The sequence below is a fragment of the Flavobacterium micromati genome (assembly GCF_900129585.1).
Lineage (GTDB): Bacteria > Bacteroidota > Bacteroidia > Flavobacteriales > Flavobacteriaceae > Flavobacterium > Flavobacterium micromati.
Map to the genome: position 1 here is coordinate 57,213 of NZ_FQWF01000013.1, position 22,886 is coordinate 80,098.

At 31.3% G+C, this 22,886-nt stretch carries 17 protein-coding genes; 9 read left to right on the top strand and 8 right to left on the bottom strand.

Annotation, left to right across the window (positions count from 1 at the left end):
• Positions 1-13: 13 nt before the first annotated feature.
• The 5 genes from BUB42_RS13915 to BUB42_RS13935 all read right to left on the bottom strand — a co-directional run bounded on the left by BUB42_RS13915 (position 14) and on the right by BUB42_RS13935 (position 7,517).
• Positions 14-3,778, bottom strand: a complete 3,765-nt coding sequence (locus tag BUB42_RS13915; RefSeq protein ID WP_244533938.1) for a metallophosphoesterase — start codon at positions 3,776-3,778, stop codon at positions 14-16.
• A 321-nt stretch (positions 3,779-4,099) separates the two neighbouring features.
• A complete protein-coding gene (locus tag BUB42_RS13920; RefSeq protein ID WP_073021449.1) occupies positions 4,100-5,158 on the bottom strand; it encodes a nucleoid-associated protein in 1,059 nt (352 codons plus the stop codon).
• Between the two features lie 202 nt (positions 5,159-5,360).
• Positions 5,361-5,900, bottom strand: a complete 540-nt coding sequence (locus BUB42_RS13925; RefSeq protein ID WP_073021450.1) for an IS1096 element passenger TnpR family protein — start codon at positions 5,898-5,900, stop codon at positions 5,361-5,363.
• 577 nt (positions 5,901-6,477) lie between these two features.
• Complete coding sequence (locus BUB42_RS13930; RefSeq protein WP_073021452.1) at positions 6,478-6,873, bottom strand: hypothetical protein; 396 nt, start codon at positions 6,871-6,873, stop codon at positions 6,478-6,480.
• A gap of 80 nt (positions 6,874-6,953) precedes the next feature.
• Positions 6,954-7,517: a sugar O-acetyltransferase gene (locus BUB42_RS13935; protein ID WP_073021562.1), complete on the bottom strand. Its 564-nt coding sequence runs from the start codon at positions 7,515-7,517 to the stop codon at positions 6,954-6,956.
• A gap of 254 nt (positions 7,518-7,771) precedes the next feature.
• Between BUB42_RS13935 and BUB42_RS13940 the strand changes: the two genes are divergently transcribed.
• The 9 genes from BUB42_RS13940 (at position 7,772) to BUB42_RS13980 (ending at position 20,514) form a co-directional block, all read left to right on the top strand.
• Positions 7,772-9,931 (top strand): TonB-dependent receptor, encoded by a 2,160-nt coding sequence (locus BUB42_RS13940; RefSeq protein ID WP_073021454.1) that lies wholly within the window; start codon positions 7,772-7,774, stop codon positions 9,929-9,931.
• Between the two features lie 407 nt (positions 9,932-10,338).
• Positions 10,339-15,162, top strand: a complete 4,824-nt coding sequence (locus tag BUB42_RS13945; RefSeq protein WP_073021456.1) for a T9SS type A sorting domain-containing protein — start codon at positions 10,339-10,341, stop codon at positions 15,160-15,162.
• A 4-nt stretch (positions 15,163-15,166) separates the two neighbouring features.
• Positions 15,167-15,856, top strand: coding sequence for a glycoside hydrolase family 78 protein (locus BUB42_RS13950; protein WP_073021458.1), 690 nt, complete (start codon positions 15,167-15,169; stop codon positions 15,854-15,856).
• 590 nt (positions 15,857-16,446) lie between these two features.
• Positions 16,447-16,851 carry a DUF2141 domain-containing protein gene (locus tag BUB42_RS13955; protein WP_073021460.1) on the top strand — a complete coding sequence of 135 codons (405 nt, stop codon included), beginning with the start codon at positions 16,447-16,449 and terminating at the stop codon, positions 16,849-16,851.
• A gap of 119 nt (positions 16,852-16,970) precedes the next feature.
• A complete protein-coding gene (locus BUB42_RS13960; RefSeq protein ID WP_073021462.1) occupies positions 16,971-17,591 on the top strand; it encodes a hypothetical protein in 621 nt (206 codons plus the stop codon).
• 57 nt (positions 17,592-17,648) lie between these two features.
• Positions 17,649-18,983, top strand: coding sequence for a 2TM domain-containing protein (locus BUB42_RS13965; protein ID WP_073021464.1), 1,335 nt, complete (start codon positions 17,649-17,651; stop codon positions 18,981-18,983).
• 91 nt (positions 18,984-19,074) lie between these two features.
• On the top strand, positions 19,075-19,374 hold the full coding sequence (locus BUB42_RS13970; RefSeq protein WP_073021564.1) for a 2TM domain-containing protein: 300 nt from the start codon (positions 19,075-19,077) through the stop codon (positions 19,372-19,374).
• A 4-nt stretch (positions 19,375-19,378) separates the two neighbouring features.
• Complete coding sequence (locus tag BUB42_RS13975; RefSeq protein WP_073021465.1) at positions 19,379-19,687, top strand: 2TM domain-containing protein; 309 nt, start codon at positions 19,379-19,381, stop codon at positions 19,685-19,687.
• A 44-nt stretch (positions 19,688-19,731) separates the two neighbouring features.
• Positions 19,732-20,514, top strand: a complete 783-nt coding sequence (locus BUB42_RS13980) for a LytR/AlgR family response regulator transcription factor (RefSeq protein ID WP_073021467.1) — start codon at positions 19,732-19,734, stop codon at positions 20,512-20,514.
• A gap of 102 nt (positions 20,515-20,616) precedes the next feature.
• On the opposite strand, the gene BUB42_RS13985 is transcribed toward BUB42_RS13980, so the two are convergent.
• The 3 genes from BUB42_RS13985 to BUB42_RS13995 form a co-directional block, all read right to left on the bottom strand.
• Entirely contained in the window at positions 20,617-20,799 is a 183-nt protein-coding gene (locus tag BUB42_RS13985) for a CsbD family protein (protein WP_073021468.1), read from the bottom strand.
• Positions 20,800-21,036: 237 nt separating this feature from the next.
• Positions 21,037-21,810 carry a CDP-alcohol phosphatidyltransferase family protein gene (locus BUB42_RS13990; RefSeq protein ID WP_073021470.1) on the bottom strand — a complete coding sequence of 258 codons (774 nt, stop codon included), beginning with the start codon at positions 21,808-21,810 and terminating at the stop codon, positions 21,037-21,039.
• A gap of 55 nt (positions 21,811-21,865) precedes the next feature.
• On the bottom strand, positions 21,866-22,885 hold the full coding sequence (locus BUB42_RS13995) for a COX15/CtaA family protein (RefSeq protein WP_073021472.1): 1,020 nt from the start codon (positions 22,883-22,885) through the stop codon (positions 21,866-21,868).
• Position 22,886 lies beyond the last annotated feature (1 nt).

Here is a 22,886-nt window from a genome sequence, read left to right on the forward strand (position 1 = left end):
AGATAAGTTAGTTCTAAAATCCAAATCCCAGTCCAAACGCAACCCGAGAGGGATCGTTACCAAAACTTTTGAAATAAGTAATTCTTGCTGTAAGTGAATTTAATCCGTTCAGCCAAAGTCCACCACCAACTGATTGATGCCACTTTTCTGAATTTTCGTTATCCAACCAAACTCTGCCGTAATCAAATCCAGCCAAGACACCAAAAGACATAGGAATTACACTTCGTTTTATTTTTCCTAAATCCCATCGCACATCACTACTTTGATAAAACGATTTATTTCCTAAGAAACGTTCATTTCTAAAACCTCTTAAATCATAATCACCACCTAACTGAGCGCCTTGATAAAACTCAAAGTTGTTATTTAAAATTGCTTTTCCCTTAATAATTGTGGCAAACACTAATTTACCATTAGCATCAATTTTATGATTAAAGTTCAGTTTACTTTCTATTGTGGGAAAATTTCTTTTCGTATTTTCTAAGTTTACTTTCCAGCTACCAGCTATCGAGAATCCCATTCCCATTGCTGGAAAAGCTGGAATATCATAATTTTCAAAACTGTACTTAATTACTGCTCCTGCAAAAAGTTGGTTTTGAAAAACTGCGGGATTTACACTAGCCGAGAGATCGACAAATCTAATAGTCGTTTTTTCTACAGCAATTCGTTCAAAGCTTGTTTGCAATTGCACCGTGCTTCCGTTTTCTGCTATTTTTTTTATTGAAGGCAAGACCTTAAGCATCCGGATGCGAACTCGATTAAAATCTCTTCCAAAATCGACTTCGTTATTCGTTGTCTCGTTTCCAAATCCAAAATAATTAATCGTAAAATTTGGACTAGTGTACTGACTTTTTAGATCGAAATCCCATTTACCAAATAATTTTGGAAGCTGAGCATCGTAAAGCACTTCATAGCCACTTGTAGCAAAGTAGTAATTGATTTTTAAAGTATGTTTTTGTGTATATGGATTTTGTTTAAAACTGTTTATTTTTAATCCGGTGATTACGCCTAATTTAACCCCATCATCAGGATTAAAACCTATGTTTGGTAAGGATGAAAAAACATTGTATTTTGGTTTTTTGTAATCATATAAATTACTTTCATAATCATCGCTTAACAAAATTTTACTCTTATTATCGACTTGAAAGATACTTTCCTTTGACTTGAAATCATGAATTTTTACTTTTCGACCGTTTTCAACTAGGTATGAATCCGTATTTTGACCGCCAATAAGTCTTATTTTTATTCCTGAATTTGTAGCTCCTACTACTTCAAATAGATCATCATCATCTAAACCGTAAATCCATATTCTTTTTGTCTCTTTACTGTTAAAGGATCTGGTAGATCGCAATTCATACCCGGTGGTTTTTAATTGATATGTTTGTATTTCCAATTTATTCTTCGCTGTATTTTGAACAATAAATTTATCCTTTTTGTCGGTACCAACAATGACAACGGTATGCTGTAAAACCTCGTAATATTCTGCGGCTGCTAGTCGTAAATCATTTTTACGGAGTTTTAATTTTCTTTTAATTTCGGCAATCGAGTTATCTTTTACTTCTTCTGGCAAATTATCAAATGCAGCTTCTATTTCTTGATCCGAAAGATTTTCGGCAATGTATTTTGCCTGTTTAATCCATTCATTTGCATCGGCATCTTTTAACAACGCTAAATCCAAAGGATAGGGCTCCCGATTCATCATCTTGACATTTTTAATTTTCTTATCAAAAGATTGTCTGTTTCGTAATATTACGCTTTTCATTAATAAAAAAACTAGAGCACCGTCATATTTAGAGAAAGCTTGATCGTGGTCAAGGGGAATGGGCTTGTACACTACCTTTTCGCCTATATTGTATTCGCCCCAGCGCCATTGTTCTTCGTTTCTATCCCAATCGCCAATTAACATATCAAATAGCCTTGCTCTAATGTAAGCACTTTCGTCAATGACGTACTTATTATCTTTACGAATATTTTTTAAAACCTCTTTTGTAGTAATAATTGCATCTGGCTGGCCAAAACTTTGTAATGACTTTTGGCTATTAGATGGATATTCCTCTACAATATATAATTCATTTCCAAAATGTGAATTAAATTGCTTTAAGCTACTGTGTTTTGGAATATATAATAAAGAAGGATTTGTATGTGATACATTAATTTTATTAGCTAAGTTACCAATGGAGAGCGACGTATACGGGTGAGCGGTGGTATAAAAATCAGAAAGTAAACTTTCAGCGTAAGTGCCATCAAACTCATCTTGTTTAAGTTGGTTTTGAAAAATTACCGATCCTAGATAACGCGTGGTATTTTGCTTAACGGCTCGCATTATATACTGTTTTCCATCTTTATCAAATAATTGTAAAGCATTTGCTTGATAATCTCTACCAGATACTTTTGGAGTCAAACCGCCAAACAGAGTATCAATAGTAGCTGTTCTTGCAGTAATTGGAAGACTGTAATAATTACGGTAATGTTCACCAAAAAGAAACTTATAAAACTTCGATTTTTGTGTTTGCTTTAAATCGTAAACACTCGATACAGTTTTTACGGGAAAAGATTTTGGAAATAAAGTGGTGCTAAAATCTTCTTTTTTCTTTAATAAAACACGTTGAAAAAGTAGTTTTTCAGTTCCATCTTCTTGTCCATAAAAAGAAACTACAGTTACACCATTTTTATATATGTTTAAAGAGGCATATCCTTGTCTACCAAAAGAAAAGTCATTCGGGGATACTGCTTTTGCCGCCTCAAATTTTGATCCTGCACCACTTATAATTTGCTTAATATTTTCTTTTTCAATGTATTGCAAGTTGTGGTCATGCCCTGATACTACTATCACATTATCCTTATTTTGCAAAATTATTTTTATTCGGTTTGCAAAGGATCGATAATACTTATTTTGGCTGTCTTGCTTAATTATCCCTGATGTTTTTCTAAAAAAATTAAGTATGGAACCTATAATTGGTAACGGAATTTTTTGCTCTAACGGAAACAACTGTTTTTTCAACGAGAATTGTCCGCCATGAGATCCGCTATTCAACAACGGATGATGCAAAGCTAGAATTACTGTTTTCTCTTGGTTTTTGATCAAAAGATCTTCCAATTCTATAAAAAAAGCTTCACGTGTTTTTATTGTGCATTCATCATTTATTGTTGGAATTTTATCCCAATCTTCTAAAAACCATTGGCTATCGATTGTAATGACCGTCACGTTTTTGTCTAAATCTATCGCATCAATCCCACAGCTTTTCCGTGGTAAAAATGATTGTTTGTCAGCAAGATAATCTGTTACAAATTTAGCTTGACGTTCTAAACCTTTAATGCCATTATACCAATCATGATTTCCGGGAATCAAAATTGTTTTTCCTTTAAATTCCTTCGATATCTGGAGCTGATTAGTAAGTTTAGCTTCTGCAATAAGTCGTTCTTTAGTTTTAATCGCTTCTGGTAAGCCTTTAGGATAAATATTGTCACCTAAAAATAAGAGCGTTGTATTTTTGCTAGCTTGTTTTAACCTATTTTTTAAAGGGCCAAAGTTCTTTTCAACATTATTTTTATTAGTATTTCCAGCGTCTCCTATTAAATAAATAGTGTGTGCGATTTCCAATGTATCAGCATTTAATGCTGTAACTGGTTGTTTAATATTTTTGCCAAATTGAGCGTGGTGAGTTGCACAAGATTGAAAAATAAGTCCTGATAGAATAAGTAAACAACTTGGTGCGAGGAATGATTTAAAATATTGATTTAAAAATAATTTCATAAGAGGTAAAATCAAAATTCGATTCATATTTTTAAAGAAAAAGACAATATTTTAAAAAGGGAAACGGTTTAATGGCGAAGATATTATTTGTATCTATATTTCTCTTTTATATAAACTTACTGTAATTTTTTGTAATTGTAAGTTTTGTGAGAATTAATTATTAATTCGAATGTATTTTTCTTGTAATTTAATGTAAATCCAACGGTACATTTTGATAGCAATCTACAAGTACTGCCGCTGATGCTACATTTTTACATTGCTTATATTTGTTCCTTGAAAATCACAATCCCCAATTATTTTCATAATCGGGGACTGTGATTTTTAACGGTATTTTAATTGCTCTTCTTTTTAAGATTTTTGTTCTTTATTGAAATATACAAGATAATAATACATTTGTTTTTCTTCATCCCAACCTTTTTCTACATATTTTTCGGCACTTTCAGGATTGATAAAGTCCATTTTAATTTGGATATGTGTATCAAGATTAATAACGTTTTTAATCGATTTTCGTGCATCAGAAACCGCTGCATTTGCAATAGGAAACGAAGTAACATCTTCAATGCTATATTTTTCGCCTTTGTCTATTTTGTAATTTTTGAATTCAGGAATTAAGTCAGGATTATCCAATACTTCGTTTAAAAATTCAGTTTCTTCAAACTCGTCATTTTTTGCAAAATAATTAACGGATCTATTCATAAACATCACTTCTTCCTTCTTGTCTTCAGCAGGAAAAACGACATCTTTTGCAAAATTTTGACAAAATTTTAAATATTTTTTAGTGATAAAATTTTCATCTTCAAATGCATCTACAGAAAGAAAATGTTCCAGCCAGTATCTAGCATCATAGCGATTGCTATCAACAGTCAAGATTTTATAACCTTCGTCTTTTTTGTAATTAAAGATCAAACAGCCTTTGTCTAATTTATTAAGGCTTACGCCTTGTTGTAAAATCATTTCTAAATGTGTTGCTTTTTCCTCAAACTGAAGAAAGTCTGCTTGGATCTCACTTTTAAAAATTCCAATTGCATCAACAATATTATTGTCAATACTTACATTCGTTAAATAAGTTACGTAAACTTCACCATTCTTAATATGCGGATGATTAGACTGTTCAAATAAGTGTGAAGTAATTTTCTTTGAAACCTCATGAATAACACTTGGGTTTTCAAAAACTTCAGTCGCAAACTTAAACATGTCATTGTAATCTAAATCAATTTCATGCGCAAATTGGAAATAGTTTTCTTCTTTATCTCTAAATGGCTTAAAAAAAAATTCTTTCATCAAAGGAACAATTTCATCATTAAGATTAAAAGGTTGTTCTGATAAAAAAATTGCTTCATTTCTGCTTTTATTACCAACTCTATGAATTGATAAGTTTTCAATGTGCGTGTTGTATAAATTGATCATTTTTATGGTTTTCCTCCGCTCAACCCCCTCCAAAGCAGGGGGAGAAGAGATGTTATTTCGAGTTTAACTTTTTAGTCTAATTAATTATCAGAGGTAGAATAGAACTTCATTTTAAAAAAAGAGTTTTCGGAATGAATCTTAATATTCTCCTTATTTTTGCCTGGTTTGTCTCCCTCCACTTTAAAGAGGGTTGGGGAGAGGCTTAATTCCAGTTTTCCTCATTACCATAGTCTTCAAAACTGTCATCTCCATCAAACATATCAAGATCATCTTCATCTAAACCGTCCTCATATTCATCATTGTAACTATCAGCGTCATCCGATTCAAAGTTTTTTTCCATTGCTTCATCTGGCATTTCTCCATGAGAGAAAATCGTTTCTGGGTACGTGTTACCAACAACCTGTTCTTCAATCGAAGCTAATTCAACTAAAAATGTCCACATATTAATGAAATCATAGACATAAATAATTTTAGTATTTTCTTTGTCTAAAATATCGATTAATGGATAATCACTCATTATTTTTTGTTCTCCAATTACATCGCCAGTATCAAAAAGAGAGATTTCATCTTCTTGATTCCAAGTTTCATCGCAGGTATAAAATGATGCTACTTCCATTCCGTCAAAACCAAAAGAATTAAAGATAGCATTGTGTAAATCTTCCAAAGTATCTTCTGCAAGTATTGCTATGTCTCTAAAAATATCTTCCTCGGCGTCTAGAATGACTCTAAATTTATAAACCATAATTATTCTTGTTTTTTTGAAGGTCAAAGGTAAAATTTAATTTTAGATTTTGTCTCGATGTTTTAACTCAGATTTGGTTTTTGTTGATAAAATTTTAGACTATAAAAATGTAAGATTTAAAAAACCAGCTACCTTCAAAGTTAAAAAAACAAAAAAATGTTGGTTAAGAAACGATTAAAGCAAAAACTTAGATACTCTTGTATTTCTTAAATGGTTTAAAAAAACGATAGTATTTAATTCTCATTATTTATTAAAGCAATTTCTGTTTTTACAGCATAACAAATAGTGCATATTAAAAATTCACCCGAGTTTTAAGTTTTATGTAATTATTATAAATTTTCCTCTTTTTTACTGTAATTATTTAATAAACTAGGAGTCGCTTTTTTCTCCTCAATTTGCACGACAGGAAGCGTAGTTTAAAATTAATTTTATTGCTTTTTCAGCTAGCCATCATTTAAAATAATTTATTCTAAAAAAAAAATATTTTACGTTGTAAAATAAATAATAACAACTAAAAAAATCACTTTTTTTCCAAATTAGCATAAAAAAACCTAATCAATCGATTAGGCTTTCATTTTTATTGTTTTGGTTCGGAACAAAGTCCCACAATTTCATGAAAAGTGTCGTGCAAATCAGTTATCGATTTCACTATTTCTGCATCAGCGCCATTAGATTTTACTAATTTATGCAATGCTTTACTTTTCATTTGCATCCGTTCTGCCGAAGCTAGTATTGCCGAAGTTCTAAACTCAGCTGGAATATCCGATTTCAATAACTGAGCTGATTTTGTCATCATTTCTTCTGATCGCGCTTTTATTGGAGCTAGATTTCCTTCTTCAGCAGGATGAAAAGTTTCTGACATTACTCCGTGAAGTTCTTTCACAGCCGGCCATTTGTCAAAGGTAGATTGTGCAGAAACGGAGTTTGTAATCACAATTAATGCTAAGACTAAAAATACTTTGAGATGTTTCATTATGATTTGTTTAAGGTTTATGATTTAACAAAGATAGCAGATTTTAGTTTTCGGACTTATTATTTTTATTTAGAAATTTCCTAAACGTTCAATTTCCGAATCACCTTTGCAGGGTTGCCTACAGCCAGCGAATTATCTGGAATATCTTTTGTTACAACAGAACCAGCTCCAATCACACAACCCTTTCCAATAGTGACACCTGGACAAATGACAGAATTTCCGCCTATCCAGCAATCATCACCTATCGTAATTGGCAACGCATTTTCTGATGTTCGTCTTAATTCAGCTTCTAACGGATGGGTTGCGGTATACAATTGAACTCCTGGAGCAAAAAACACATTGGAGCCAATAGTAACTTTGGTACAATCCAAAACCACACAGTTCACGTTAAAATAAACATTTTCTCCACAAAAAATATTGTATCCGTAATCACAAAAAAAAGGAGGTTCAATATATAAGTTTGCTCCGGCATTTGGAATCAGTTCTTTGATTATTTCCCGTGCTTTCTTCGTAATTCTATACTCCGTTACATTTAACCGATGAAGTAAGTTTTTAGATTTTCGCCTGTCTTTGACTAAAACAGCATCACCAGCTAAATAATACGCTCCAGCAATCATTTTCTCTTTTTCGGTTTTTGGTTCCATATTTTTTTTTGTTTTTTGGGCATGCCCTCCGCAAAAGCTCCGGTCGGGCTGTTCGTTACAATCTCCCCTAAAAAGGGGAGGATTTTCACTGCCATCCCTCATGCAAATCCAGCTGGGAGATACAATAGAATGTTGTAAATATAATCTATAATTAAATTCATTACAACTCATCCGCTAATTTCAACAGTTCAGCACAGTATAGTTTTTCTTGCTTTATTTCTAAAATACATTTGCTTCATCAAAAACTAAATACGATGAAAACCATTTTTACTTTAAGTGTAATTTTATTAACAACGGTGCTTTTCTCTCAAACAACAATTTCAGGTAAAATAGTAGATGAAAAAGGAAAGCCTGTTGCAGCTGCTAATATTTTTATCGACGGAACTTATGACGGAACTTCAAGTTCTGAAGTGGGAGAATTTACTTTTGAAACAAAAACCAAAGGAAATCAAACCTTAGTGGTTAGTTTCCTTATTTACGAATCTTCAAAAATAGTCATTGATGTTGCTAATGCTAAAAATTTAACTGTAAAACTGCGTGAAAGTGTAACCTCACTTGATGCTGTTGTTATTACAGCAGGAACTTTAGAAGCTGGTGATAAATCAAGAGTTTCGGTATTAAAACCTTTAGATATTGTTACCACAGCTGGTTCCGCAGGAAATATTATAGCTGCATTGCAAACTTTACCAGGAACACAATTAGTAGGTGAGGACGGACGATTATTTGTGCGCGGTGGCGAGGCTAATGAGACACAAACATTTATTGATGGAATAAGAGTAGCACAACCCTACGGCGCAAGTACGCTTAACATTCCCGCTCGTGGTCGGTTTTCTCCTTTCCTTTTTAGCGGTATATCTTTTTCAACAGGAGGTTATTCAGCCGAATATGGCGAAGCATTGTCTAGTGTTTTGTTATTAAACACACAAGATGATCCCGATCAAAATAAAACTGAAATCTCACTTATGACCGTTGGTTTAGGTTTAGGCAACACTCAAAAATGGAAAAAAAGCTCATTGACTCTCAATGCTAATTATACCAATCTAGCTCCATACCAAGTTTTAATTCCTCAAAACGTGGACTGGAACAGTCCGTTTCGGTCTTTGTCTGGAGAAACAGTGTATCGGTATAATTTTAACAACGGAATTTTAAAGGTTTATGCATCATTTGAAAGTTCTAAATTTGATATTAACCAGAAAAGTATCAATTCGCCCGATAAAATCAGAGTCGATTTGAACAACAATAATTTCTACATGAATTCATCGTATAAAGGTGTTTTTGGAAATAATTGGCAAATCACAACTGGATTGAGTTACGGGTACAGTAACAACAAAATCAACTTGAATTTAGATAATGTGTCAAATGACGAAAATGCTGCTCATTTAAAACTAAAACTGCGAAAAAGTTTTTCAGATCGATTGAAGTTATCGTTCGGTGCGGATTATTTTATTACGAAATTTAATGAAGATTTTAGTCCAACTTCAGGTTTGATTTTTACGAATGGTTATCAATCTAACATTGCTGCCGTTTACAGTGAAGCCGATATTTTCTTTTCTAAAAATTGGGCTGCAAAAGTAGGAGTGAGAGCAGCAAATAATGCTTTATTAAATGAAACTGCTATCTCACCCCGAATTTCATTTGCCTATAAGATGGCCAAAAACAGTCAATTCTCATTTGCTTATGGCGATTTTACTCAAACGCCAAATGCGGATTATGTTAAATATTCAAGATACCATCAATTTGAAAGCGAAAAAGCTTCTCACTATATTTTGAATTATCAATACAATAAAAACGGAAAAACCTTTAGAGCGGAAACGTACTTTAAGGACTATCGGAATCTAGTAAAATTCGATACAGAAACTGCTGTATTTAATTCGGATTACAGCAATACAGGGTCCGGATACGCTAAAGGTTTGGATCTTTTTTGGAGAGATGGAAAATCAATCAAGAATTTAGAATATTGGATTTCGTATTCTTACATCGATACCGAAAGAGATTACAGAAACTTCCCAGTACAAGTAACACCAAATTTTGTTGCTGATCACACTTTGTCTATTGTAACTAAATATTGGATCAGCGATTTAAAATCGCAAGTAGGTTTCACACATTCTTTTAGTACAGGAAGGCCGTATAATAATCCAAATGAAACACAGTTTATGAATGGAAAAACGAAAGCATTCAATAATTTAAGTTTTAACTGGGCGTATTTATTGTCGCCTCAAAAAATTCTGTATTTCTCTGTTTCCAATGTTTTAGGAACCCAAAACGTTTTTGGTTACGAATACGCGAATAAGCCAAATGACGTAGGTGTTTTTAATAGAAAAGAAATTATTCCTACCGCAGATCGTTTTTTCTTTATTGGATTCTTCTGGACAATTAGCAACGATAAAAAGGATAATCAATTGAGGAATTTGTAACGGAGTTTTTTAACTAAAATGTCTAAAAGTCATTTGTTTAGCATTCACTTATTTTTAAAGATCAATTACTGATCGCCACTCACTAATTTCTAGATATAAAGTACTAGCGACTAATAACCAAAGGCTAATAATCACTTATTAAGAACTAAATCGTAATTGTTAAAATAGATCAGCCTGTTAAGAAAGCAGGTGATGCATATAACTCTGATAAATACTATCACATTAGGATTTGAAAAGTAAGTAGTCACTTATTATAAACTCTCGCCAGTGGTTGACAAACAACCTTTTTTTATACGAAGCGAACAATAAAAACTATTAAAAAAAATAAATAATGTTAAAGCATTAAAAGACGCGTTAATTGAAAAGACTTTTGTATTCTTGTAGTAAAATTCAACAACCCCAATTTTATGAAATCAAAATTACTTTTGTTGTTTATGTTTTTGACAATTATCACACAAGCTCAAACCAATTTGGTTCCGAACGGTAATTTCGAAAACTGGACATCATCCTCACAACCAGATCAATGGTTTAGATTTTTTAACGGATTAGTATTCCAAAGCACTTCAGCTCAAAATGGAAGTTCGAGTACCAAAATGCAAATTACAAGCGGAACCTTTAACTTCATCAACAGTGAATTTTTCCCAGTTGTAGGAGGGAAAACCTATCGCATAACGATGTACCAAAAACTTGTTGCGGGCACTTTTACGGCCATCGACCTTCGTTTGTATAACAAACCAGGGACTTTTAAAGCTGAAATTGCAAGAAAAACAGATGCCGTAACTTCTAGCACTGAATGGCGAAAAATAGAATTTGACTACACGCCAACGATAAGCGAATCTATCGAAGTAGATATCTGGACAACGGGCACGCTGAACTCTGAAATATTAGTAGACAATGTATCGGTAATTGATGTGGCAACAATTGGTGCTGCCTATACCTTAATCCCAGATCTTAATTTTGAAAAACGATTAATCGCCCTTGGGCACGATTCAGGTGCTCCTGATGGTAAGGTTTTGACTTCAAGTATAGCATCAGTCACATCATTAAATGTTAATACTGTAAATATTTCTGATTTAACAGGGATTCAAGATTTTGTTTCCTTAAAAACACTGGAATGCTTCACCGGCAACGGTTATGGGAGCTCTGGTGGAAGTGGATTGTTGACAAAACTAGATGTCACAAAGAACGTAGCATTAATTAGTTTAACTGCTACCGGAAATAAAATTAAAGATGTAGATCTCTCTCAAAACATCCTCTTAAAGTCCATAAATATTCAAGGTAGTGGGATGACGACACTGGATGTTTCTAAAAATGTTCATTTGACTTCTTTAATTTGTGGTTTCAATGAATTAATCACTTTAGATGTTTCTAAAAATGTGGCCTTAACAGAGCTTTTTTGCAATTCCAACAGATTAACGATATTAAATCTTTCAAATAATTTAGTACTAACAAATTTAAGCTGTTCCGGTAATCAACTAGTAAATTTAGATATTACTAAAAACGTAGCCTTAAAAACATTAATTTGTTTTAATAATCAACTTGCCAGTTTAGATGTAACAAAAAATATAGATTTAATCACTTTAATTTGTGATTCGAATCAACTTGCCAGTTTAGATGTAACAAAAAATATAGATTTAATCACTTTAATTTGTGATTCGAATCAATTAACCACACTCGATGTTTCTAAGAATTTAGATTTAAATACTTTGCATTGTAATAGCAACGAACTAAGCACACTAGACGTTTCTAAATTTGTTAAATTAACTAGTTTACAATGTAAACAGAATAATTTAACTGCATTAGATATTTCAAAAAATATAGCATTAAAAACTATAATTTGTAATTCAAACAAACTAACCAGTTTAAATCTAAAAAACGGAAAAAACAGCTTCATAACAAATTCAAATATTGATCTTTCATTAAATCCTGACCTAAGTTGTATTGGTGTGGATGATGTTACTTATGCAAACACAAATTGGGCTACTAAAAAGGATGTTAATGCAGTATTTTCTTCTTATGACTGCTCAACAATTACAGCAATTACAGATTCTAAATTTGAAGACAAACTTATTGCATTGGGTATTGATACTGATGGTAAAAATAGAATAATATTAAATTCAAGCATTGCAACTATTACATCATTAGACCTTTCTAATAGCGGAATTGCAGATTTGAAAGGTATCGAAGGTTTTGCAGCATTGACTACTTTAAATTGTTCAATAAATCAATTAAAAAAAATAGATGTCTCTAAAAACGCAGCAATGGCCAATTTAAATTGTTCTAATAATCCATCTTTAATTTGTATTCAAGTGGCTGATATTGCTGCCGCAGAAAAATGGACTACCACCAAAGATGCTACAGCTAGTTTTAGTTTAGATTGTAGCATTTATACGCTTATTCCTGACTCTAAATTTGAAGACAAACTCATTGCATTAAAGATCGATAACGATGGAAAAAATGGTAAAGTCGCTACTCAAAGCATTGCTAATTTAACCACATTAAATGTTTCAGATAGCAACATTTCAGACTTGACAGGAATTCAAGATTTTTTAGAATTAAAATTTTTAAATTGTCAACGAAACCAAATTTCAAATTTAAATGTTTCAAATAATTTGAAATTAAATTATTTACATTGCTTTAGTAACAAATTAACAAGTTTGGATGTTACAAAAAATATTTTATTAAACGACTTAGACTGTAGTGCCAACCTTATGTCAAATTTAGATGTAACCAAAAATACAGCTTTACGTTTTTTGGCCATATCTCATGCTCCAATAAATATAGGCATTTCAGGAAAAGGGCAATTTGAATCTATTGATGTTTCTAAAAATCTTATTCTAGAAAAACTTTATTGTCAGCAAAACAAAATACAAACACTAGATCTTTCAAAAAATGTAAAATTACAACACCTGGAATGTTCTGAAAATTATATAAAAGACCTAAACGTTTCGAATAATTTTTTGCTAACCTATCTAAAAGTTGATAAAAATCAATTAACCAATATTGATGTTTCAAAAAATATTTTATTGAGATACTTTTCTGCTGACCAGAACAATCTAACAAGATTAGATGTTTCTAAAAATGTTTTATTGACAAATATAGGTTGTGAAGGAAATCAATTAAAAGATTTAGATGTATCTAAAAATACCAAATTAAATCAATTGTTTTGTGAAGGTAATCAGCTTAAAAGTTTAAATTTAAAAAACGGAAATAATAAATTAATAGGTTTTTCAAGTTTCAAAAATAATAAAGAGTTAAGTTGTATTGAAGTAGATGATATTACTTATTCAAATGCGAATTGGATAACCTATAAAGATTCAAATACAAATTACAGTATTAATTGTACTTCCTCTACTACCATTCCAGATCCTAAGTTCGAAGATAAATTAATTGCATTAGGCATTGATACTGATGGAAAAAATGGAAAAGTTCTAACCGCTAATATCACTAATGTAAGCTCTTTAAATGTTTCAAATGCGGGAATTTCAGATCTAACAGGAATTGAAGACTTTACTTCTTTACAAAGTTTAAGTTGTAACAATAATGAATTAACAAAAATAGATCTAAAATATAATCACGATCTTACAAGTTTAAATGTTGCTACTAATAAATTATCTTTGCTAAGTTTAGTTTACAATATTAAACTTATAGATATTCAGTGTAACGACAATTTAATTAAAACTCTGGACTTCTCTATGCTTAAAAACTTGAGTCAAATTTTGTGTCAAAACAATAAACTGGTTTTATTAAATTTAAAAAATGGAAAGAATACAATTATTAATGGACCAAGTATTAAAAATTTCACGGATAATCCACAATTAAGTTGCATACAAGTTGATGATGCTACATATTCTAACACAAACTGGCCTCTCTGCAAAGATGCAATAGCAAATTATAGTTCAGATTGTGACTACTCCACTTTAATTCCAGATCCTAAATTTGAAGATAAATTGATTGCATTAGGTATTGATACAGATGGAAAAAATGGAAAAGTGTTAACTGCAAACATAGCGCTTATTACTTCACTTGACGTTTCTTTTAGTTCAATCACTGATTTGACAGGAATACAGGATTTTGTGTCTTTAGTTACGTTAAACTGTTTCTACAACAAATTAACTTTACTAGATGTTTCTACAAATACTAAGTTAAATCGTTTATTGTGTTACAACAATTTGCTAACTTCTTTATCCACTTCTAAAAATATTGAGTTAAGCGATTTACTATGCTCCGATAATTCAATTACAGCATTAGATGTATCTGCAAATGTAAATTTAACTAGAATAATATGTAGATCTATGAAATTATCAACTTTCGATGTCTCTAAAAACACTAAATTAAATTATTTAGACTGCAGCTCAAACCAGTTAAAAAGTTTGAACCTAAAAAATGGGAATAATAATTCGATTACTACTTTAGATTTAAAAAACAATACACCCCTTTCATGTATTCAAGTTGATGACAAAGTCTTTTCTGATGCTAATTGGTCAAGTAAAAAAGATGCTACTGCAACTTTTAATATAGAGTGTAAATTTAGTTTACCTTCAAACAATTTCACTATTGAGACTAAAGGTGAAACCTGTCTTAACTCAAGCAATGGTGAAATAAACATAACTGCAACAGCTGCATATGGGTATAGAGCAACAATAAACGCAACTTCGTACACTTTTACTAATAACAGTTTAAAAGTGCCAAATCTAGCACCTGAAACTTATAAAGTAACCATTACTATTCCGGGTGAAACCTTCGAGCAAATTTTCACCTTAGTTATCCCAAAAGGAGCCACTATTACAGGAAAATTAAATGTAAATTCAAAGAAAGTAATAGTTGAAATTGCTACTGGAACAGCTCCATATACTGTTTTCTTGAATGGAGTTGAACAATTTCAAACCAATGCTGCTTTATTTACTGTCGATGCTGAAATAGGCGGTTTATTAGAGGTTAAATCTGCGAAAGATTGCGAAGGAATTTACGCGAAAGACATTTCAATATTGGAAGGGACATTTGCCGCTTTCCCGAATCCAACTTCTGGAGCTTTTCAAATAGAAATACCAGCAACAAACAAGGAAGTTAGCATCAGTATTTTTACATTAGCAGGGAAATTGATTTCCAATAAAAAATATAATGTTGAAAATGGAAAAGTACAACTCTCATTAGACAATCAACCAGCAGGAATTTATATGACTAAAGTTGAGCTAGACCGTCCCATATTTATAAAAATTATTAAAAAATAAAAAAATGAAACGTTTATTATATATATCAATATTTAGCCTTGTAGTAGTTGCCTGCAGTAGTGGAGGTGATGACCAACCAGAAGTAATAAATGCTGCACCAACTGTACCTAGTTTAACAGCACCAGCAGATAACAAACTTTGTTTAAACACTGCGGTTATATTTGAATGGAAACCGGCAACCGATGTTAACAACGATGCTATTACCTATCAATTACAAGTAGCTAAAGATAACCTTTTTACTCAAATTATAAATACTGAGGATGTTCAGATCTTAAGCAAGAGCATAAACCTAGAAAAAAATACGGCTTACTATTGGAGAGTTAAATCGACAGACAGTAAAGGCCTTTCTAGTGCTTATTCATCAACCTCTAAGTTTTACACTTCAGGAGAAGCTGTAGTCAACCACCTTCCGTTTTCACCAGATTTGGTTGCACCTAATCAGAATGTTGTATTGAATACTTTAAATACTACATTGAAATGGAACGCTACTGACGTTGATGCTATTGATGTTTTGACCTATGACATATACTTTGGAACCACTTTAAATCCTACTACAAAAATTAAGGAAAATAGTACTTCAAAATCCTTTGATGTTACATTGGAATCTTCTAAAGAATATTTTTGGAGAATTGTAGTTAAAGACAATAAAGGAGGAGAAACAACTGGACAAATATGGAAATTTAAAACCAACTAATACTTTCAAGTTTTTGATAATTTAGCCCCGTTTACATTAAAATGTAGATGGGGCTTTTTATTTCTACAAATTACACTTTTTGATACTTCCTTTCAAAAAAATAATCTTGCGCAAATAGTGTGTGTCATCATTATGGCTTCCGTTTAAGTATTGTCTTTCTAAGATAATTTGTTCTAAGATAAAAGGTAATTTTCATTCTATTTTAATTCCCCTATTACTTTGAAAAGCTAGTTAGCTTTGGTAAGGATTGACCAATTAGCTATCGATTTGATTTTCGTGTTAAAAATGATGACCGTTTATTCTTTCCATATTAATCTAATTTTTGGTATCGCTAATGGTTAAATAAAAGCAACTTAGCTTTTATAACAACTGATAACAAATAACTAAAATTCAATTAATCAAGACTAATCATCAATAACTAATCACTAATGGCTAATCTTTAGTAATTAACCATTAAAGACTAAAACAACAACTCATCTATAAAATACCACAGTTCAGTATTTAAAAATTTGTAATTAATATAAACTGCGATACTTTTACATTGTTGTAAAAACAAATTTAAATTAACCATAAATTAAAAACTTAAAATCATGAAAAAATTAATTGTAAGTACGCTTTTATTGACTGCTTCTTTCGCATTTTCACAAGTGACGATCAATGTCGAAGTCAACGGTTTAAAAAACAATAAGGGACAGGTAATGATCGGAATTTATAACTCCGAAAAGACCTTCTTAGAGAAAACATTCAGAGGAAATGTCGCTTTAATAAAAAATAATAAGGCAACAGCGACTTTTGCCAATATGCCAGCTGGCGAATATGCCATTAGCGTTTTTCATGATGAAAATAGCAATGGAAAATTAGACGTGAATTTTATGGGTATTCCTAAAGAAGAATATGCCGCTTCAAACGGAGCCAAAGGATTTATGGGGCCGCCAAAATATATAGATGCTATGTTTAAGGCTAATGAAAACAAAATGATTGTATTAAAAATATAAAGCAATTGTAATTCATCATAAGAATTCAACAGTTCAGTAACAATAAATTTTCAAAAGTATAGAACCACCATACTTTTGAAATATAATTAAACAACTAACCAATTAAAAACAATGAAATCATGACAAAAATTATCACTACCATCGCATTTTTTATCTGTAGTTTACTATCGGCTCAAGGACAATTTGAACAGGGAATGGGAAAGGCGTTCCAATTGTGGGGCGAAGGAAAAAACACTGAAGCTTCTGATCTATTTGAAAGAATTGCAGCGGCAGAAACAACAAGTTGGTTGCCAAACTATTATGTAGCGTTTGTAAATGCATCAACTGCTTTTAAAACAAAAGACAAAAACCAAATGAATTTATTACTATCTAAAGCTCAAAAAGTGTTAGATGTAGAAATGGATAAAAATCCAAATAATGCTGAACTACTTGTTATTCAAGCGATGATTCACACTGCTTGGATTTCTTTTGACCCAATGACAAACGGGCAAAAATTATCTGGAAAAGTAATGGCATTGTATGGAAAAGCACAAGCGATTGCTCCAGAAAATCCAAGAGTTGTTTTTAGCAAGGCAGAATTTGAAATTGGCAGTGCAAAATATTGGGGAACCGACACCAAACCAATGTGCGCTCAAATTGAAAAAGCTATTGGACTTTTTGCTACTTTTAAACCTGAAACGGCCTTTTCTCCGAAATGGGGTTTAGAAAGAGCGACGGCTGCAATGAAAAATTGTAAATAAGAAAAAAAGACTCAATATTTCTTCTTGGTAATTTTAGATAAATAAAAGTTAGATAAAATGATTAACAAAAGTAAAGAACTGAAAAAAACGATCAAACTGACGCTCATTATTTTTGTGGTAATTGAATTAATCAATGTAATATTGGGAGATGAAATTGAATTTGGAAAGAAAATGGCAGTAAATTTTTTATTCACTACGCTATATACTTTTTCGCTTTATGGTGCAAACACATTTCTTTTCGTAACATTGGATAGCTATTTCGAAGATCGGTTTTCTGTAAAAAGAATAACTGTTGGTTTCGTAGGTTCTTTTATACTATCATTAGTGATTATTTTTCTGATACACATTTTTGAACAAGTAATTTATCTCAATAACTCATTTGAATATTTTTTGGCTAACGAGAAACCGGCAAATTATTTATTTTCTATTATCATCACTTTTTTTGTCACATTGTCAATCTATACCATTGCGTTTTATAAGTCGTATAATGAAAGCAAAGTCAAAGAACAAAAAATCATTGCGGGCACAGCAAATGCAAAGTTCGAGAGCTTAAAAAATCAAATAGACCCGCATTTCCTGTTCAATAGTTTAAATGTTCTGAGTTCGCTTATTGAAGAAAATCCGGAAAATGCACAGCGATTTACTACCTCGCTATCTAAAATTTACCGCTATGTTTTAGAGCAAAAAGACAAAGAATTAGTTTCTGTTGAAGAAGAACTGGCTTTCGCTAAAACGTACATGAACCTGCTTAAAATGCGTTTTGAAAATAGTCTTTTTTATGAAATTCCAAACATAGCTATTGATCTAGAAGCTAAGGTTGTCCCGCTCTCTCTGCAATTATTATTGGAAAACACAGTAAAACATAATGTGGTCAGCGAACAAAGGCCGTTGCACATTCGGATTTTTATGGAAAATAATTATCTGGTTATTGAAAATGATTTTCAAAGAAAAGAAGTCTTGCAAGACAGGCAAGGAGTGGGGCTTCAAAACATTATCAATAGATACGGAATTATTACCAATCGAAAAGTTTTAATCGAACATAACGAAAAGGTATTTACAGTGAAAATACCAGTCTTAACTAAACAAATAAATAGTATGGAAATAGCAAGCTATAATGAAGATACTGCTTTTTTTAGAGCAAAAGAACGAGTGGAGAAACTCAAAGGATTTTATGGAAATTTGACTTCTTATTGTATCGTCATTCCAATATTAATTATCATAAATTTAAATTCGGCAAAAAATTTTCAGTGGTTTTGGTTTCCCATGTTAGGATGGGGAATGGGATTGACATTTCATGCTTTCGAAACTTTTGGTTATGGAAAAACATGGGAAGAGAGAAAGATCCAAGAAATTTTGAATAAAGAAAAGAGTACAAATAATAAATGGAAATAATTATGAAATGAGCATGACCTAGATTTGGTAGCCAACACCGATGAAAATATGCGAATTCCATATTCAAATAAAAAACAAATATTATCTAAATATGAAAATAGGTACTGAATACGAGAAATACCAAAAGGCAAAAAAACAAGTGGAAGAAATAAAAGGTTTTTACTCTCATCTTTTATCGTATCTATTAGTGATAGGAATTTTAATCTTTATCAACTTAAAATATTCTCCTAAGCATTTATGGTTCTATTGGACTGCGATAAGTTGGGGAATTGGACTTTTTTTTCATGCAAGCAAAGCCTTTGATTGGTTTCCTTTTTTTGGAAAAGATTGGGAGCAAAAAAAGATACAACAATTTATAGAAGAGGAAAAAAAACAATCAATTAAATACTAGGAAAATGACAACAGAAGAACAATCAAAATATGAGAATGCGATTAAAAGAGTAAAGAAAATCAAAGGGTTTTATTCGCATTTATTGGTTTACGTAGTAATCAATATCATGATCTTAATTGTCAACGTTCAAAGTCTTGACAAAGGCGAAAGTTATCTTAGCTTAAAAAATTTCTCAACGGCCTTATTTTGGGGGATAGGTTTAGCGGCTCAGGGGTTATCAGTTTTTGGACCTAATATTGTTCTTGGACAAAACTGGGAAGAAAAGAAGATTAAGGAATTGATGGAGAAAGAAAAATTAAATAAATACGAATAGGTTCGATTGTAAAAGATTTAATTTTCCAACTTTATAGACACAAAATGAGAATAATAATTATCGAAGACGAAAAACCTGCCGCTCGACTTTTAAAGCGAAAAGTAGAAAAATTAAATTTGAAAGTGAATGCGCTCTTGCATTCAGTAGAGGAATCAATTACTTGGTTTCTAAATAATGATCATCCTGATTTAATTTTTTTAGACATACAATTATCCGATGGTTTGTCATTTGAAATTTTTGAGCATTTTGCCGCCGTCAAACAACACATCAAAAGTGCTGTAATTTTCACCACCGCTTTTGATGAATATGCCTTAAAAGCATTTAAATTAAATAGTATTGACTATCTATTAAAACCTATAGATGAGGACGATTTAGAAATAGCTGTTTCTAAATTTAAAGAAAGATTTTCAATGCCAACAGCTGTTGAAAATACTATTCAATTAGATTTTGAACAAATAAAAAAAATGCTTACCAATCCGTTTGAGAAAAATTATAAAAAGCGTTTTACGGCAAAAATCGGTCAACATTTAAAAGTAATTGCTGTAGAAGAAATTGAATGTTTTTTTAGCGAAAACAAAGGAACTTATATTCACACGTTCGACAATAGGAATTATTTAATTGAATCGACATTAGAAGTTTTAGAACAAGATTTAGATCCAAAAGATTTTTTTAGAATCAGCAGAAAATTTATAATTCCGCTAAAAGCAATCAAAGAAATTGTGATGTACAGCAACTCGCGCTTAAAAGTAATTTTGCCTTCTTACAAGGAAGATGAGGTTGTTGTCAGTAGAGAAAAAGTATCTGATTTTAAAAACTGGATTGGGTAATTTCTAAAATTAAAAAACTGTTTTAAGCACAAATATAAAAAACCTATAAATTAGATTTCTCATTTAATACTTAAAACAGTTTAATTTTTTGTAGGCTAAAAATTAATCAAATAATGATTTAATTTCTTTTTCGGATTTACCCAGCTTTTGTTGCAGTTTTCCCCACATTTCATCTTCTTTTCCTTCTTCGTACATCAAATCATCATCTGTTAAATCAGCGAATTTTTGCTTCATTTTCCCTTTTAATTCGTTCCAGTTTCCTTCAATTTCTTTTGAATTTGGCATAATATTAAATTTTTAAGTTAATAATTATTTTTACCAAATTTCAGAATTTTAAGCTTTTAATCTGTTATACAATTCTTAAAAACTATTATATAATTCTGATAATTTTGAATTTTGACATTGCAATATTTTACTATAAAGGAATTAAATTTATATCGCAGTAAAGCTAAAAGTATTTGTATTTAAAACATTGATAATATGTTATTTAGATCTGACATATAGATTAAATCTATTATGAATTTAAACCTTAAAAAATACCTTTCTGATACCAATTATCACAAAAATTAACAACGTGTAAATTATAAAGAATGGAATAATATATTCTATTAAATCTAGAGGCAGCATTATTGCAATTATCAATAGTTGAAAGCCTAATCCATAAATTGAAAGTAGCGTCATGAACCAGTTAGGAAAAGTTTTGACTTTGTAAGCATCTGAATCAAGAATATGAATTATTTTGTCAAATGCTCCATAAACGATGGTATAAATACGGAACAAAATATCGACTGATTTTTGTGTTTCTCCTGGTAAAGCCCTTGGAGATTTATATTCAAAAATTTTACTGGTTGTGTCTCCGCCAACGGATTTATTTCGTAAAATGACATAGTAATAATTGTATAAAGTACCCTGTAATTGTATGCCAATAAAGGCTAAAATTGTCAGCCAAATACCTGTTTTTGAAACGTAACAAATTGTCATTAAAAATAGAAAATTAAGAATGATGTCGAACACGCTATCCAAATATCTTCCCGTGTAAGAGGGCGTGTTTTTTAACCTTGCTAATTCCCCATCGGCAGCATCGATTCCGGACTTTAGAATGATAAAAAAACCTGCCAAAAAGTACGATCCGTCAAGAATACTGTAAATAGCCATCAAACCTGAAACACCAAAAAGTAAGGTAACATGTATGGGAGTAAAACGAGTATTTTTAAGTTGATTGGCGAGAAATTTTCCGAAAGTTCTTCCGTAATCTGATAAATCTAAAAATTTATCTTGAGCTGCTAGTTTTGACATTAATCAGTGCGTAAACAAATGTATATGTGACAATATAGTCGATAGTTCGGATTATTTATAAAATAACTTTTGATGATTTAGATTCCAGTATTGAGTAAAATTGAACTCCAAAAAGCAACGCTGCAACTACAAGATGAATCGTTTGTGTTCCAAAAGGGAAATCAAAATAATACATCGATATTCCAGAAATAATCTCGATTATGATTAAAATCATAACCCATTTCATTTTTGAAAAGCCCAATTTTAATTTGTTGTTTAAATAAAACAAATATAAATTAGTCAAGAATACGATCATGGAGAAAGACCGATGAATATAAAACAAGACTGTCGGATTTTTAAGCCATAGTATTTCTGGTGCCCCGGTTTTAGCCACAATGTCGACTTGTTCACGAACATCTGTACCCAATATAATTTGGATAAGAGTCAACACTAACGAAAAGATTAAAAACGCATTAAACTTTTTATTGAAAAGTAGTGTTTTGTTATTTCTTTGTACAGCATATATAACAATTAATTGAAAAGCAACTATTAACAATGCAACCAGCATGTGAGTTGTAATTTTATATGGACTCAAATCAGAGTCCACAACTGTTTTACCTAACCACGCTTGAAAGCCCATTAAAATACAAACCAAAAAAGTCAGAATAATAAGTTTCTTGTTTTCTTTACGATATCCAAAGGCTAATATAAAAGTTATAATACAAGCAACCCCGGCTAATGCACCAAGGAGTCGATTGATAAATTCGACCCATGTATGCCAAGGGTTAAAAATTGCGTAGTCATGTTTCGTATATTTTTCCCAGTTGTTCGCATCAAAATTCACCTTTGATACAAAATCAGTTTTAGCAACTAATAGCGCTTCATCTTTGATGATTACTTGGCCTTTATCATATTCTCTTTCAGCAGTAAAAAGTAATTCTTTTTGCTGTGTGGGTGGAATGTAGTATCCAAAACATTTTGGCCAATCGGGGCAACCCATCCCAGATCCTGTTAATCTTACGAATGCTCCTGCAAAAATTACGAGGTACACAAGAATGAGAGAAATTTTAGCTGATTTTAAAAAGTATTTTTGCATT

Coding starts and splice junctions, on each gene's coding strand:
- BUB42_RS13985 (WP_073021468.1), bottom strand. CDS start 20,799: ATGCCAAATTCAAAAGAAATTGAAGGAAACTGGAACGAATTAAAAGGG.
- BUB42_RS13925 (WP_073021450.1), bottom strand. CDS start 5,900: ATGGTTTATAAATTTAGAGTCATTCTAGACGCCGAGGAAGATATTTTT.
- BUB42_RS13920 (WP_073021449.1), bottom strand. CDS start 5,158: ATGATCAATTTATACAACACGCACATTGAAAACTTATCAATTCATAGA.
- BUB42_RS13960 (WP_073021462.1), top strand. CDS start 16,971: ATGACAAAAATTATCACTACCATCGCATTTTTTATCTGTAGTTTACTA.
- BUB42_RS13975 (WP_073021465.1), top strand. CDS start 19,379: ATGACAACAGAAGAACAATCAAAATATGAGAATGCGATTAAAAGAGTA.
- BUB42_RS13915 (WP_244533938.1), bottom strand. CDS start 3,778: ATGAATCGAATTTTGATTTTACCTCTTATGAAATTATTTTTAAATCAA.
- BUB42_RS13940 (WP_073021454.1), top strand. CDS start 7,772: ATGAAAACCATTTTTACTTTAAGTGTAATTTTATTAACAACGGTGCTT.
- BUB42_RS13970 (WP_073021564.1), top strand. CDS start 19,075: ATGAAAATAGGTACTGAATACGAGAAATACCAAAAGGCAAAAAAACAA.
- BUB42_RS13965 (WP_073021464.1), top strand. CDS start 17,649: ATGATTAACAAAAGTAAAGAACTGAAAAAAACGATCAAACTGACGCTC.
- BUB42_RS13935 (WP_073021562.1), bottom strand. CDS start 7,517: ATGGAACCAAAAACCGAAAAAGAGAAAATGATTGCTGGAGCGTATTAT.
- BUB42_RS13980 (WP_073021467.1), top strand. CDS start 19,732: ATGAGAATAATAATTATCGAAGACGAAAAACCTGCCGCTCGACTTTTA.
- BUB42_RS13930 (WP_073021452.1), bottom strand. CDS start 6,873: ATGAAACATCTCAAAGTATTTTTAGTCTTAGCATTAATTGTGATTACA.
- BUB42_RS13955 (WP_073021460.1), top strand. CDS start 16,447: ATGAAAAAATTAATTGTAAGTACGCTTTTATTGACTGCTTCTTTCGCA.
- BUB42_RS13995 (WP_073021472.1), bottom strand. CDS start 22,885: ATGCAAAAATACTTTTTAAAATCAGCTAAAATTTCTCTCATTCTTGTG.
- BUB42_RS13950 (WP_073021458.1), top strand. CDS start 15,167: ATGAAACGTTTATTATATATATCAATATTTAGCCTTGTAGTAGTTGCC.
- BUB42_RS13945 (WP_073021456.1), top strand. CDS start 10,339: ATGAAATCAAAATTACTTTTGTTGTTTATGTTTTTGACAATTATCACA.
- BUB42_RS13990 (WP_073021470.1), bottom strand. CDS start 21,810: ATGTCAAAACTAGCAGCTCAAGATAAATTTTTAGATTTATCAGATTAC.